The organism is Kordiimonas aquimaris (assembly GCF_025574485.1).
Lineage (GTDB): Bacteria > Pseudomonadota > Alphaproteobacteria > Sphingomonadales > Kordiimonadaceae > Kordiimonas > Kordiimonas aquimaris.
This window is the reverse complement of the sequence record NZ_JAOBPO010000005.1, coordinates 17,866-32,796: the sequence shown is the minus strand read 5'-3', so window position 1 is coordinate 32,796 and position 14,931 is coordinate 17,866. Positions and strand designations below refer to the sequence as shown.

Below are 14,931 nucleotides of genomic sequence, written 5' to 3'. Positions count from 1 at the left end.
CCATTCATTCCGAGGTTAAGCGTAAGCGCCAGACGGAGTCTGTTTAAGCGGCTTCTTCCAGCTCGGCTTCAGTGAAGTTCCAGGGCAACAGTTCATCAATACGATTGACCGGGTGCTCTGCAATGGTGTCGAACACCCAAGTCAAATAGGCCTGCGGGTTGATACCGTTGAGCTTTGCAGTTTCCAGCAGTGTATAAGCAGCGGCGGCCCGCTCACCGCCTTTGTCAGAGCCGTAGAACAGGAAATTCTTCCGGCCCAGAGCTATAGATCGCATGCACCGTTCCGCCGGATTATTGTCTATCGCAAGACGACCGTCCGTGAGATAGACCTCCAGCCGCTTCAGTCTGGTGATGGCATAGCGAATGGCCCCGGCCAGAGCGGATTTGGCGGGTATCTTGTTGAGCTGCTGGGGTAACCAAGCTTGCAGGTCTTCAAACAGAGCTTTGGCCTTTCTGTGTCGGACCTGTCGTTTGAGGTCGGGCGGTTGTTGCCTGATCTGTTTCTCAATACCATACAGGGCAGCAATGCGTTCCAGTGCTTCCTTGGCAATCAGTGATCCGTTTGCTTTGTGCAGGTCGAAGAATTTGCGTCTGACATGCGCGAGGCAAGCAACTTCTGTAATTTTGCCGCTGCCGTATAGCTTCTCGTACCCTGCATAACCGTCCGCATGCAGAAAGCCTTCATAATCCTTGAGGTGATCCTGCGGCCGCGCGCCTTTTCTATCGGGAGAATAACGGTAATATGCCGCAGGAGCAGCAACACCTTGCCAATCGCGCTCGTCGCGCAGATAAGTCCATATTCTGCCGGTTTTGGTTTTGCCTGTTCCCGGTGCTTGCACGGGCACCGGGGTATCGTCGGTGTGAATGGTAGGGCCTGCCATTACATGCTTGCCAATGGCGTCCACAAGCGGGCGTACAAGCTCCATGCTGCGGCCAACCCAGTCAGCCATTGTGTTGCGGCTCAGGTCAACACCTTCGCGGGCATAAATACCGGATTGCCGATACAGTGGCAAATGATCCGCGTATTTTGATACAAGCACGTTAGCTAAAAGACCGGGGCCGGGTTTGCCTTTCTCAATTGGTAAGCTAATGGCTGGTGCCTGCTTAATGGTATCACAGGCTCTACACGCCATTTTTGGCCGTACATGGTGTTTCACCCGGAAGCTTGCAGGTACATAATCCAGCACCTCGGTGATATCTTCACCAATCTTATGGAGTGCTTTCCCGCAGCAGTCACACATGCCGCCGTTTGGCAGGTGCTCTGTGACATCTCGTGGCAGGTGTTCAGGCAAAGGCTTGCGAACCGGCTTCTGCTTTGCTTCAGTGTCATTGATGCTTTTATCAACATCAGGATCATTTTGCAGGATGGCCGCTTGCTCAGTGATCAGGTCTTCCAGCGTTAGCTCCATCTGGTCGACGATACTGTCGATTGCCTCAGACGAAGAGCCAAACTTCGCCCTGCGCAAGCCCGCAATCTGCAGCCGCAACTTCTCGATTACATAGTGCTGCTCAAGCACCAAGGTGTTTGATGCTGCAAGGGTTTTGGGCATGGAAAAGGGCGCTTCAATCATGGCCATTTTATAGCTCATCAACTGCCTGAAAGCTATGTACAATGTCAAAGAACGGGCAGAAAATATGACATGAAACCAACAAAGTTTAGCTGCTCATTCAGCCGGCTTTCAGCGGCTTCCAGGTTTTCTTCTGAATCCGCCAATCAATACCTTCAAGCAGCATCGAAAGCTGGGAAGCACGCAGCGTAATCTTGCCGTCTTCTGCGCGGGGCCAGACAAACCGGCCACGCTCAAGCCGTTTGGAGAACAGGCACGCTCCCTGATTGTCCCACCAGATGATTTTACACAAATCACCGCGCATGCCACGGAAGATAAACAAGTGGCCAGAGAAAGGGTCTTCCTCCAAAGCCTGTTGCACCAGCATGCTCAGGCCGCCAAATCCTTTGCGCATATCCGTAACACCCGCAGCCAGCCATATCTTTGTATTTGAGGGAACCGGGATCATATATTGCTGCTCGATGTAGCGGGCTTCAGTTCAGCGAGTGCAACAGTGAGGAAGGCTGGATTAATAGTGCCGCCGCACCGCAGCTTTGATACGCATGGAAAATCTATCTCAAGGATACCTACTGATGCGGGATCGCTGGTATTGACGGGTGTTTCATCCAGAGCTGCTTTAACCTCAACCGGTAACAGGCAGACTTCCTTGCCAGTTTTTGCCGTCTCTTGATCCTTGAGAAACTTTTGCCGCCAGCTATATAAACGCTTCGGGTTCAAACCGTGACGCCGCGCTATATCCGACATGGGTTCATCAGACGCTTCAGCCTCAGCAACTATACGACGCCTGAATGCCTCACTCCATTTACCACGACGCTTCTTGCCTGCCATAAATCATATACCCCATATCCAAGCAGACACCGTGCCGGCTTTGCTGAGATATCTTTACGTGAAGAGGAAGGGCTTGGGTATGTGGGTATCACCGGGCGCTAACAAAGCATGGGGGCATGCACACTCTGTATTTTGATTTGAAACGAAGACATGAGACATGGGCTAGAGAAGGCGCTTCTCGATTCCTTAAAGGGGATATGAAATTACTGTCCTTTTTCAAAGAAAAGGCTCGTAAGTCAAAGTTAGAATTTGAAGTATTGATAGTCCAACCGGGTGGGTCAGCTCAGACAGTAAGTGATAATATATTGAAACTACTAGGAACCACCGAGCTGTTCCTTGTTAAAACCACACAAGCTAAATTTAGAGTCATAGTCTCACCATAGAGCGTAAGAAGTTACAGAGGCGGAAGCGATAACAGGCAAAACTGTATGAGTAAAAAACTAATGAGGCGGAATTTCATTTATCAAAAATCTTTAGTTCAGATTTTGAATACGTCATCTCATCTTATCAACGCCCTTAGGCCCGCGACTATTCATGACTGAAAAAACACGGAAGTCCTCGGAACCATCACCGAATATTCCGATATCAACAAACATCGGTGGTACATACATTTGAAAAGCATAAGACTCCTATGGAATAGAAAAGTGCCCCACTTTTATGGTTCTATATTATAGCTTTTAGGTATATTCTCAGGATTGTAATCATCTACATCTTTTATTCGGTCAATTACAGATTGATGAATAAGCTCCCCATTCTTAATCAAACGGGGTTCTGCCCGAGGAAAATAAAACGCCCATAACACAATTGCCCAACGCTTCGGCCATTCTTTCAAAACATCAAGCTTCGGCATTAACTCCAATGGCCACCAACCAAACGTTAGAGAATTGTGAATGTCGGCCTTATGATCTGGTGACACATAGTTTTGGTTTCCGCCCTTGCGGAGTTTACCGTGAGCCAAGTGATTGTACATTTGAGTTTTAATGAGCAATCCGTGATCTTTAGCTTCATCCATCATCCACTTTAATGAGAATTTCGCTATTCCGCTCTCATCTTCCGGGTACCCACCTCCTATATCTGAATGAACACCCGCAAACCATACTTGTTTTGAATTTTGTGAAACAGTATTTACGTGGTCGTCATTCATAAAAGGATTGCTTTTGTATAGTTGGCCTTCTTTCCATCTATCAACTCTAAACATCCTTCTTCGCTCATCAATAGAAATGGCGTGCCTGAATACCTCTACAAGCTCATTACTGCCAGTATGGGCAAGCTTCTGCATGGTTGGTAATATTTGATCTTCTCGGGGGACTAAAACCGAACTAACCGTATCCCAAACGCCGATAAATTTAATCGGCACATAATTGCCTTCAGCAATTTTATTCACTCGCCAGCCGATAGCTTCATCATTGCTACCAAGGACTTTTTTGTAGCTCGTTAACGCATATTCAAATAAATTTTCTTGATTAGAACTTAGCAATCCGACAACTCTTAAAAACCCAGCTAGTACTCTTACTGTATGAGCGCCACGGCTGAACCCAAATAAATAAATATGATCACCTTTTTTGTAGTTTTTGACCAAAAACGTATAGGCGTCTAATACGTTTTGGTTCATGCCTCTACCCGTCATCAGTCCAAAAACTGATTTGATTTTATTCCAGCGCTGCCCCCAATCATCGCTTTGACTAACGGTACCGATGCCTGTGTCATAATAAACTACTTGTTCATCAGTCTTTTTTAGACACCTATAAAGTTTAAGCACATTCGATAGATTTATCTCAATTTCGTTTCCCGTACCGTCACAGCAGATTACTATATTTTTTGACATACAAGCCGCTCCCAAATTTGAATATCAATCTTGAAAATGCTCCTGCCAAGTCTCAAGAGTGTCTATATCTTCATCAACGACAGTGTCTTTAAAGAAATCTATACCAGTCATCGCCTCAACAACATCAATAGACGTTAGATAATTGTGTATGCCCTGATGAGCCTTCCGATGGTGTGGAAATAAAAATGCTAGTGTTCTTTGGGGCTTGTTTGCCTTCTTATTAATAACAATAATTTTGTAGAACATTGGTGGTACATGGATGTCTTTATTAGGTCCAATTTTCTCAACATCCCCCGGCCCAAATATGGCACCCGCTATTACATGAGCCGTTTCATTGTCAGCGGTTATGATCTTATCCTGTAACCATCTTTCCAATTTCCACCACATACCAGGGGACCCATTGAAGCCATTATGATGCTGTGGGGCAATATTACTCATGTAGTTACCCTCAAATACTGTTTTTTCATCATCAGGATCAGACAACGATGCTTCCAAGTTTGGCAACTCTCCATCATGATCTCTATCGCCGCCTAGCACTCCATATGGTGTGTAGTGGCCGCGCGCATATCCCCTAGAGTTGAAATATCCTTTATAGTCCGCGTCTTTCGCTTCACCGTCAATGTCAGGGTCATTTCTAAAGCGTGACAGTCGCCCCTCTCTTTTCGGAGTATTTCGAAAATCGGCAACTACTTTGTAGGCTGTCCAATTTGGCACTTTTCGCTCAGGATTAAAGCATAAGATATAAGCCGTGCGGTAATAGAGGTTATCTACATTACAGTCTGGCATGCCATCGAGCGTGTGCTCTTGAATTATCACAGCTTTTTTGGTGTCACTGATATCCTGAGCAGAAGACGGCGCAGTCAAAAAGACGCAAATAAAGGCTAAATAAATTATAGATTCATTAAAAGACATGATGGCTACCTCTCTTTTAGGTAAGGGGAAACTCAATACATTTGTTCATGTGATGTTCAGCAGAACGTGCTTTTAAGATTAGATGCTCAACCATTACCATATCAACCCAAACTTGCAAAGATCATCCTATTATGTGCCGCCAGGGTTGCACTTCCAATCGGAGGGACACTCAAAAAGAAAACATATGAGCACTATGAAATATGCATACGGCGACCAGGCGACCAACAGCAACTGTGTAGTATAGTTTTTAATACATTTCAGTTGCGGTCGAAGCCCACTGGCTCCTTGAGTTGGCTGACATTCATGTTGTTTCGCCATTCGGTCGCTTATTGTTTCATACGCTACCAACGGTCGAAAACTGTTGGCGGGTATAGCTTAACTCTTCGCCCATTCGGGCAGAACAGTAAGCCAATATTATTAAAACCATTCGGTCTAAAACTTGCACTGAAGACCTTTGGAAAGCCACTTGTACTGAAGTAAGAGTCGAAGTTGGCATCAACCCCAACCTATTAATTTCCGATAGATTATGCTACTATCAACTGAAATCGGAGAAGAGTAATGGCACGTCAAAATCAAAGCTATGTCGAAGGCTTGGCACAGATCACAACCGAAGAAGGTCAACTGGCTTACGGCATTCAACGCTATATTCTTGGCGTGATTGCCGTCGCTCTCTGGGTAGTCTTTATCGCCTATACATTTACTGATGTACAAATGCCATTTAAATGGCAAGGCAAAACCTCCTTCGGAGCCATTATGGTATTCGCTTTACTCGCTATCGGTTTTACAATCGGTAGCTGGTGGGCAAACCGCATTCACAGAAAGCTTACCGATTTGCGCGAGCGAACCCGCGACGAATAGCCCTCAGTGGCGTCGGTATCCGCTCCAACGACTATCATAATACCCCTTAGGCATTGCATTCGCGCCTGAAGGTTTTTCTTCCACCTGTTCTGCAGCCTTCTGTCCTCTGACTTGATGATCGTCGGCACCCTGCTCCTTGACCCAATCCTTGATTTCGTGCGCCTGACCGCGCAGATCGGACACGCCAGACAGGAAAGCGCCGACTTGATCGACACGATCACCTTCAAAATCTTTATTACCAATTGTTTCATCCCAGACATCCCGGACTTCATCATTCCAATAATCATAGCTATTTACACTTTGACTTGTATCCACATCAGATTCCGAAAGAGAACTCCTAGCACCAGCCTCGCCACTGACATCCACAAGGCCAAAAAACTTGAATCCGCCGCCAGCTTTCACTCCAGCATAGAGCTCATTGGTTCCAGTCTCTGAATCTGAAGAATAGTAGCTCACCTGCTTACCGGAAATTCCAGACAGATAGTTCGACGATTGCTGCGCTACGCTATCAAGGAAGGTTTCCGTCGAGCCCTCTTGTTGATGCTTCTCAAGCAATCGTCCAAAGCTCGCGGTTCCGCTATTATTGCCCGCTTGTGCAAGGTCAGCATAACGGAAGATCGTTTGACCGCCTTCGGTGCCTTGCCGCGCATCCACCCGGAGGCCATCTGATACATGCACACTGTCATCCTGCGAGCCGCTACGGCCTGATCGCACATCCACTCTGCCCACTTCATTGGTGAGCGGATCATAAGTAAAAGCAAGCGATGAGCCTGGCCGTGCGATATCTGTTTGGTCCGGCGACAAATACTGTCCAAACGCCTCAAGCGTCCGGTCATTGACGGCTGTTTCCAAATTAGCGCCGCGCGCGTTCTGAATATCTGAAACACTAATGCCGTGGGCATCAGCAAAGTCTGCAAGCCGTTCATTCTCAATAAGCCTGCCTCCAGCGTCGATGCGAGCTGCTTGCAACGACAGGTCCTGAGGGCTCTTACCGGTATAGGCACTTGCGTCCCGAACACCTGCTGCCTCACCGGACGCCCGCTCGCGCCTAAGCTCCCCGCCAAGCGTGAGATTATCAAAATCCCCTTCGCTGGCATTCCCGGCAAACCGCGTATCGCCCGAACTATAGAGCGTATCCAGAAACGAGCCCGCCCGGGATATCTGCTCGGGCGACAGCCCTGCCCTTGTCGCTGCATCGCGGATACCCTCTGCTCCGCCGAGGCGCTGACTTTCCTCTTGCCGGGCGGCACCGAAGGTCCTGCTCAAATCACCACCCGTGCCAGCGGCACGTCCAGCTGCAAGCTGATTACCGTATCCTGCGATCAATTCCTTCGCAGTACCCGCATCAACGTCGAGGTCTTTAGCTAACGATTGGGCGCTTGTCTCAAAGGTTTGTGCATCCAAAAAACCGCGTTCTGCCCCTGTTGCAGCGGCATCATGCGCACCGGTCGCCAATCCTGCTTCGGAAAAACCAGTTCGCTCCCCGAGACCGCTCACGCGCCCCGCCGCTTCACCGCCTGCTGTTGCTCCGGCAAACCGGTATATATCCGCGCCGCTAACGCCCGCATCTGCACCAGCTCCAGAAAATGCCCGGTGTCGGGAAAGATTCTGAAGCCACTGTCCTGTTGATTGCTGGGCGATCCCGGAAAACCCGCTTGGGCCCGTTGCACCAAGGCCGCTCAAAGCACCCGCAGCCTGGGCTCTCGACTGGGTATCACCTGCCAGCCGCGTCGGATTGAGACGGCTCTCGGCTGCCTCAGAGCCAATGGCTTCACCTTGCCGCGCAAACGAACTGGTAAGCTGTGCGAAACTGGCACCGGAAAAGCGGAAGATAGCAACAACAGCAATGCTGGCAAGACTGATAGAGATCAAACGACTTGAGCCAAACACCGTCAGTGCCTTAACCGACGCTGGCGGCGCAAGAATGAAGGCATTGAAGGCGAGGTTGTTTCGGCGCACTTCTTCAAAAGCATCACGGGCAACGCTTTCAATCATCACCTGAAGGCCAATGTCCGTAATTCCCCATATGGAAACAAAGACAAAAAAACCAACCGAGAGCGAGAGTGCCCGCCAACGCAGCGGGGTCACAAGAAACAATATTGTAATCGGCAAGGTCGCCATTGAAGCCGCCAAAAAGCCGGCTCTGATTGACTGGCCGTATTCCTGGGCGAACCCCAACAGACCTAAGCCTTGCGTGACGGCAGCCCGGTTCGCTTCCTGTGCTATCGCCCGTTCGGGGTTTTCATCGGCTGCTGCGTCTTGCATAGCGAGCGCCAGCGCCGCAGAGCGAAGATAGACCAACCTGTCACCCGCCTGCCCAAAAACAGTGGGGATAATCTGGTCAAGGACCATATTGCACTGGGCAGCCTGCGCCGCATTACTTGTGTCAAAACCAACGCTGCCACAAAGCGAGGCGACGAGAGAACTATAGGTGGCGGGATCAGTAAGTGCCGTTTGAATATTTGCATAGGCGTCAGTACATGTGGTCAGTGTCCCTTGCGGGTCGGCTTCGCTGCGGTAAGGAAACTCAACAGCGTTGGATTTTGCGTTCGCGAAGGTCGCCAGAAGGTCGATTGAAGTACGATTGACCGCGTTTAGATTGAAACCTGATCCAGGCAATGCTGCTGCTACCTGCCCGCACTCAAGATAATAGTTTTTGATGTTTTCCCAGAGATATTCATCGTCGAGCGGCTGATCGGCCCGGTATGTATTGCGCACCAGTTGAAACACGATACCGCCCGCTGTGTTTTCGTATGGCATGGGACTGGATGCATTGGCAATATCAACCGCAACCTGTTCAGCCAGATTGGTGAGGCCAGCAAGAAGTACAATGCCGTCAGGTACACCCGTGACCGGTTCGTAGGCGTTCAATGTCCTGTCATAAACGTGTATCGTGCCTTTCGGTGTGATAAAAGCTGTGTAAATTCCGACACCAATCCCGAACATAAAGAGCCAGTTTTTGAAAGTGCCTTCTTCGCGGTAGCCTCTCACCGATGCCATTACCGCAGCAGCCGCAAATCCGACGACAGCAGCAATATAGACCAGCGCGCCATAATCGCTATTGGAGAAGAAAAATCCAATATACCGGAACGCCGTGACGACCTGCGTGAAGCCATTGAAAGTGATATATTCCATTTCCAGAGCATTGGCGGCACTGGGTGCACCGAAAGCCAACCCACCCGCAAATGTCAGGTGTTTCAACGCGCGCGCTGCCTCAAGGACCGCCCTCTCGCCCTTGCGTCGTTCGCGGTTTAGCCCGCCAATAAGTGAAAAAACCACTTCCTTTTGAGGTGCTTTTCTCTCCTTTGACAGGCATTCAAAGCTCCGCGGCCCAGCTTGCTCAACCATCACTCTGCGCCTTAACAAAGTCTTTTGCAGTGGTGGCCCGGTCAGCCTTAAAAAGTGCCGCTTGCGCAGAGATTGCATGTTGTTGCTGAACGGTAACTTGGTAGGCTTCAAAAGCGCCGCGCCGCGCAACAACCAGATCTTCGCGCAGTCTGCCAAGCTTGGCGCGCGCAGCCCCGTAGATCGCCAAATTGCAGATGGTCTCACCGCCAGTTGCCGGTCTGATACCTGGTGTCGCTGCATCAGATGCTGCCTTGGAAATCAGGAAATCAATGTTGGTCAGCAGATCATCAAAGACCCGGTAGGCAAGCGAGGATGCGATCGGAAACTCGTAAGCGCCCACGGCCTGATCAAGGGAGCCATTGAGAACACCGTTTCTGACAATTTCCCAAACAGGCTGCGCCGACTGGTTGATAAAATTAACCTCATCGGCGGTGAAAGCGCGTTTGCTTTTGACCCCTGCGCCAATATCGAGCATGTTCTGGCGCACCATGGAAATAACCGACACAGCTGTTGCCCGGCTACAGGGGCCGCCGTTTGCTGGCCTGCCCTCAACTTCACCTGTCAGAAAATCATAGGATGAGAAACGATCAACGCGCGGACAACGATCAATGCTGCGGATGGTGGGGGCGTTCTCGCTTGAAGGCCAACTGATGAGAATATCACCGATATATGCCCGGACGATCGGCGCCATATCCAGCATGCCAACACGCTCAGCAGCGTGATCAATCACTGACCCGTCAGCAAACAATTCCCTGACGGCAGCAGGACAAGCCGCCACCTCATCGTGCAGATCAACAGGCACCTGGTTATCATTATCGCGGATCGATTGCTGTGCGCCGTGGTAGTGTTTTTCGACCGCTTCTTCCAGGCTCCGAGACCCCGTTGCCTCCTCAAGCACGTTCGAGACAAAATCGGGATTATCGCCCGTTACGAGCTTTGCTACCTGATTGGCCATCCTGCAATCATTGACCTGAATCGAATTCAGAAATGATGACGTTGCCTCCAGCTTACTCATCACATCTTCGCATGTTTCGCAGTGCGCTTTAAGCGCCATTGAAAAGGCAAGCGCCGGTGCGGCTTGCAAAATATTTTCAAACTTTTCCACAAGATACTCGGGGTCTAAAAAACTAAGTCCGCCCGCAAACAAATCAATACCGCCGCAGCCTGCCCGCACGCGCGGCGGAGAGACAGAAAAGGGATTGTCTGTCGCGAGCCTGAACCGGCCATTGAACTGACCACCCTGGATATAGCCGCGGCGCTGACCCGAAAAGGACGAAGGTCCGCTGTGGGTCATGGAATCGAACCAATCCTTGGTCCAATCCTGGGCAGTGGCGGACAGACTGAAAGAACCCAAATAGACCAAAATACAGAGGTACGCAGGTATCTTCAAAAAAGATTGTTTCATCGGTCGCTCCTTCATTACTTGTTCAGATCGAGGTGGTTTTCGAAAGCGGCGCTGCGGGTATCGAAAAAACCGCCGTCATCGCTCTCACTGTTCAGGAATTGCTGGACACTGATTTCGCCCTTCAGGACGCGGATCGCGCGGTAGGCGTTATCGCTCACTTCGGGCAAACTGACCGCACCTGCCGATACCGGAAACCACTCTCGGCTGTTTTTGCGGATCAAAATGGTCATCGGCGTACCGGTCACATTGAACCGGGCTGCACGTTCGGGGTAATCTGCAACATCCACTTTGGTAACGTTCCAGCCGGTGCGGTCCTGAAAGGCCTGCAATACGCCCCACTGAACACTGCAAAATCCGCACCCATCAGACGAGAACATCACCAGAGCAAACTCGCCGCGCTCCGCCTGAAGACGGGTATCTTTTTCCGCCTTGCGTTCGCGGCTTCGTACTGTCCTGCCCGCGTTTGTGATTGGGTAGCTGGTGCGGGCATTCAGGACCGGGTTCTTGAGCAGGGCAACACCCGTGAGCGCGGTGAATGTGCGTGATCGGCGGCGGACAAAATCAAGGAGGGTGAAATACTGTGCGACTTCGCCGACCTCTTCGCTGACAATGGCAAAGGAAAGCTGCGCTTCCATCAACTCACCGACCGCTTTTGGGGTCATTCGAGTGAGCGTCTCAAATGTTGGCAGCTCGGGCTCATAAGCAAAATCGGGGTTAATCTCCTCAGCTTCCTTTGGTGGGTCCTGGTACCAATTCCACCCGCGTTTCTCACTTGATTGCTGCCCAAATGCGCCAGAGACCACGCACCAAAAGAGCGTGAAAGTAACGACCATCAGGTTGACGGTCCGTTTTACCCATGAACGCGCGCTCATAACACTTTTTCCACTATGACCGCGCTGCCAAGGGGAACGAAGCCATAGTAACGACTGTCATAGCCATCTGGATGGCGCGTGCCCGCGAAAAAGACGCCTTCAGGAACCTGACCTTCAGACCAGTCAAAAACACGCAGGGGGTCGCCCGTTTTGGTCGCCCTTTTGGCGCGCGTGATCTTCTCACCGTTACAGTAGAAGTCGAGGCCGTCACGTTTTAGAATGTCCCCTGAAAAACAAAGCACATGCTTGGTCATATGATTGACGCCAGCCGGCAGCAGGGGATCATCTCGCTTGAACATCACCGTTGCTTGTTTCTCAACCGCAAGATCAGGCCGCATTTTAAAGATTTTACCGTCAACCGAGGCGGTCATATTAAACGCGTAGCGCCCGGCGACTTCACCGACAACGTCGAACCAGAGAAGTGCAAGTGCCAGGACAAGAAGTGATCGCCGCCAATCACGTGCGAGCTTGATACTATTGAACCAGATAAAGCTGATCATCGGACCTCTCCTGTGTTTTGAAGGGTTTTCAACAGTGAGAGCGCCCGGCGATCACCGAGCGCGACGAGGGCTTGAAAATGGCCTGAAAGATGTGCGTCGCCGTATGTAACGAAGCTGCCGAGCGCTGCTGCCGCTTCCTCGTCCGGTCGCTCGCAGTAAGCGGCAAAGGGATCGCTGTCAACGGTGGTTACAGCCGGAACGCGCTCGACACCGTTTGCCCTGAACATCAGCGGGTCGATGATGACGCCGATACCGTATACGTCGCAGTCCTGACCGTTACATCCAGGGTCTTTGACAATGATTTTATGGGTCAGTTCAACAATCGGCTGAATTTTGGCAATACCCCCCGGTATGCCTCTGAACACCATAACGCCGTTTGATTTCTCAAGCTGGGCCGCGTATGCTCGAAGCACCCCAAGGGGTACCGACTGCGAGGCGAAGAGGATTGCTCGAAAAGAACCTTCGGACCTTTCATTAGAAAAGTTAGTTTCTTTTTCCCTTCCCGCCTCGCTGCCGGTAATACCGAGGGCTCCCCGAACTCGAGAGCCCATTTGTTTGGTTAGGTCCACCATGCCTTTGTCGCGGAGCGCGTCGGCAACTGCCTTGGCGCGCTTTTCAATCTCCTCAGATGTTTCCTGAATTTTAGTTGGAGGCGTGTCTTCGCTCTCGCTTTGGCCGTAAAGCGTGCTGCCCGCTCCCCACCAGAGAATGAACAAGCCAACAACAAACCGGCTAGCCAGCCGAAACCTTATATTTCCAGCTCTCCTCATTGGTCTTTCCCCGCTTGAATGAAGGCATCCAGACCTTGTTCAAAAGTGTCTTTGAGCTGGGCCTCCGAGCGCGCGGCCAATTCGTCGTAATATTCGCTGAGGTCCATATCGGAGAAGTTGAGCGCCTGGAATTCAGCTGGAGTAAAACCGCGACACTCGGGCATTTTTGGCTCACCGAATCCATCGAAGTTTTTAAGCTGTTCGCGGCCCTGCTGGTGAATGATCCGCCCAAGCTTGGAGTTGAAACAGCAAAAGGAGCGGGCCTTTTGAATGCACCCAATGAAGGGGATGCGGGCGACACAGTATGTGCCGACAAAATGACACATGCCGGAACCATCCAGGAGTGCTGCCTCAAAGTCCTGCTGATCACAGCCGAAGCCAAGCAATTCGGTAAACAGCAGATACACACCGGCTCCAATGATGGCGGGACCGCCAGCCGCCGCTAGTGCCGCCGTCCCTGCGCTCGCCGCACTTGCCGCTGTTGCGCCGCTGGCAAGAGCGCTCACAGCCGCACTGGCCCCGGAAAACACCGCAGTAACTGTCGATACCGTGGCTGCAGCGCCCAGTCCGCCGGAGCTATCGGTAAGTATTTCGCCGCGATTTTTGCAGCAGTTCTTAAACAGCGTGAGCAACCCGGGCCGCTGGCAGTCCATGCCCCGTCCGGTGAAAACCTGCACATCGTTGAGGCATTCGCCGCTCGCATCAATTGTACCGTCGTTGACGTAAGCCACACGCTCCCGCTGCAACTCTTCGATAGGCGCGTCAGCTGTGTTGACACATAGTGTATCAGAACACCTACTAACACCGTCACCCCCCAGGAAGCATTCATCAACGCCTTCCAATGGGCAAGAGTCCGCTAGTGGTTCATCGCGGCACTGGCCCGGCACAGTGATTTGCACGCACTCTCCCGGTACCACACGCTGCGAGCATTCGCCCAGCACCCGCTCATCGCGGCAGTCGCCGGGAACCACTTCGCTGCGGCAAGCACCAGGAACGGTGACGTCCCTGCACACTGGCGGCGGATTAATTGTTCTACAGTCGCCGGGCACGGTGACCGTGCGGCATGCGCCCGCCGTCACGATATCTTCACATACCCCAGGCACCTCAACGTTTCGGCACTGGCCCCGCTCTGTGACTTGGCGACACTCACCTTGCACCGTCACAGTGCGGCACGCACCGGGAACGGTCACATTTTGACAGGCCCCTGGAACCCGAACGTCGCGGCAACTCCCCGGGGTGGTAACATTCCTGCAGGTACCGGGCACTGTGACATTGCGGCATGCCCCCGGCACACTGATAGTGCGACAAGCACCCGGGACAGTCTCTGTTGTACATTCGGTGCATGCGCGCGTATTTCTGCCGGTGCAACCCGGCTTACGCACAGTGGTACAGACCCGCCGGATTGTGTCTGCATCGCATACCCGGCGGTTGGTCGCCGGATCGCAAACTCTGGTCGTTGTGGCGGGGTCGCAGATACGCGCTGTTGTTGCGGGATCGCACTCGCGGCGCGTTGTATCTGGGGCGCACTGGCGCCTTGTCGTCGCGGGATCGCAAACCCGTCTTGTGGTATTTGGATCGCAAACCCTCCTGGTCCGATCAGGATCACACACTCGGTGAGTTTCCGCAGGCTGGCAAACACGCGTTGTTGTATCGGGCTCACACTCACGGCGGGACCTATCAGGGTCGCACTCTTCGTACGGCTGGCCCGGCGTACACTCCCGGCGCGATGTATCAGGCTCACAGATACGGCGCTCTGTATCTGGGTCGCAGCGGCGAACAACCGTATCGGGTTCACATTCATTGATGACCTCGTCAGGTGCGCAGCTGGTCTGCGTCTTATCCGCGTCGCAGACCTGGCGCACACGGTTTGTAACACATTCAGCGGCGCTCAGCGGACACACGCCGTTATCGCAGTCTGCGATTTCTCCCTCGCCGTCATAGTCCCCGTCGCCGTTGCGGTCGATGCCGCAAAAGGTGCGCCCCTGCAATGCGGTCAGATCTTGGCCATTGCTCGGGCTAAATACAGCAACAGCACCAAATAGGAAT

Annotated in this window: 13 protein-coding genes; 2 read left to right on the top strand and 11 right to left on the bottom strand. The window is 51.8% G+C overall.

Annotated elements, in window-relative coordinates; translation table 11 throughout:
• Positions 1–43: 43 nt before the first annotated feature.
• The 5 genes from tnpC to OEU88_RS14895 all read right to left on the bottom strand — a co-directional run bounded on the left by tnpC (position 44) and on the right by OEU88_RS14895 (position 5,132).
• Entirely contained in the window at positions 44–1,588 is a 1,545-nt protein-coding gene (gene tnpC, locus OEU88_RS14915; RefSeq protein WP_262696006.1) for an IS66 family transposase, read from the bottom strand.
• Positions 1,589–1,667: 79 nt separating this feature from the next.
• Entirely contained in the window at positions 1,668–2,015 is a 348-nt protein-coding gene (tnpB, locus tag OEU88_RS14910; protein ID WP_262696005.1) for an IS66 family insertion sequence element accessory protein TnpB, read from the bottom strand.
• Entirely contained in the window at positions 2,012–2,395 is a 384-nt protein-coding gene (locus tag OEU88_RS14905) for a transposase (RefSeq protein ID WP_262696004.1), read from the bottom strand. Before OEU88_RS14905 ends, tnpB begins: the two co-directional genes overlap by 4 nt.
• 655 nt (positions 2,396–3,050) lie before the next feature.
• On the bottom strand, positions 3,051–4,220 hold the full coding sequence (locus OEU88_RS14900; RefSeq protein WP_262696003.1) for a DUF2235 domain-containing protein: 1,170 nt from the start codon (positions 4,218–4,220) through the stop codon (positions 3,051–3,053).
• A 24-nt stretch (positions 4,221–4,244) separates the two neighbouring features.
• Positions 4,245–5,132 carry a DNA/RNA non-specific endonuclease gene (locus OEU88_RS14895; protein WP_262696002.1) on the bottom strand — a complete coding sequence of 296 codons (888 nt, stop codon included), beginning with the start codon at positions 5,130–5,132 and terminating at the stop codon, positions 4,245–4,247.
• A gap of 558 nt (positions 5,133–5,690) precedes the next feature.
• Here OEU88_RS14895 and OEU88_RS14890 point away from each other — a divergent pair.
• Complete coding sequence (locus OEU88_RS14890) at positions 5,691–5,990, top strand: hypothetical protein (protein WP_262696001.1); 300 nt, start codon at positions 5,691–5,693, stop codon at positions 5,988–5,990.
• 3 nt (positions 5,991–5,993) lie between these two features.
• Here the strand turns inward: OEU88_RS14890 and OEU88_RS14885 are convergent, their stop codons facing one another.
• The 6 genes from OEU88_RS14885 to traN are packed head-to-tail and all read right to left on the bottom strand — an operon-like array spanning position 5,994 to position 13,616.
• Entirely contained in the window at positions 5,994–9,338 is a 3,345-nt protein-coding gene (locus OEU88_RS14885; RefSeq protein ID WP_262696000.1) for a conjugal transfer protein TraG N-terminal domain-containing protein, read from the bottom strand.
• Positions 9,331–10,743, bottom strand: a complete 1,413-nt coding sequence (locus tag OEU88_RS14880) for a conjugal transfer protein TraH (protein ID WP_262695999.1) — start codon at positions 10,741–10,743, stop codon at positions 9,331–9,333. Before OEU88_RS14880 ends, OEU88_RS14885 begins: the two co-directional genes overlap by 8 nt.
• A 14-nt stretch (positions 10,744–10,757) precedes the next feature.
• On the bottom strand, positions 10,758–11,615 hold the full coding sequence (gene traF, locus OEU88_RS14875) for a conjugal transfer protein TraF (protein WP_262695998.1): 858 nt from the start codon (positions 11,613–11,615) through the stop codon (positions 10,758–10,760).
• On the bottom strand, positions 11,612–12,115 hold the full coding sequence (locus OEU88_RS14870) for a S26 family signal peptidase (protein WP_262695997.1): 504 nt from the start codon (positions 12,113–12,115) through the stop codon (positions 11,612–11,614). Before OEU88_RS14870 ends, traF begins: the two co-directional genes overlap by 4 nt.
• Positions 12,112–12,885: a type-F conjugative transfer system pilin assembly protein TrbC gene (locus tag OEU88_RS14865; protein WP_262695996.1), complete on the bottom strand. Its 774-nt coding sequence runs from the start codon at positions 12,883–12,885 to the stop codon at positions 12,112–12,114. The genes OEU88_RS14870 and OEU88_RS14865 overlap by 4 nt, the downstream gene beginning before the upstream one ends.
• The gene (gene traN / locus OEU88_RS14860) at positions 12,882–13,616 is read right to left on the bottom strand and encodes a conjugal transfer protein TraN (RefSeq protein ID WP_394805280.1); all 735 of its coding nucleotides are present in this window, start codon (positions 13,614–13,616) and stop codon (positions 12,882–12,884) included. Before traN ends, OEU88_RS14865 begins: the two co-directional genes overlap by 4 nt.
• Positions 13,617–14,036: 420 nt before the next feature.
• Between traN and OEU88_RS17735 the strand changes: the two genes are divergently transcribed.
• Positions 14,037–14,927, top strand: coding sequence for a hypothetical protein (locus tag OEU88_RS17735; RefSeq protein WP_262695995.1), 891 nt, complete (start codon positions 14,037–14,039; stop codon positions 14,925–14,927).
• The last annotated feature ends 4 nt before the right edge of the window (positions 14,928–14,931 follow it).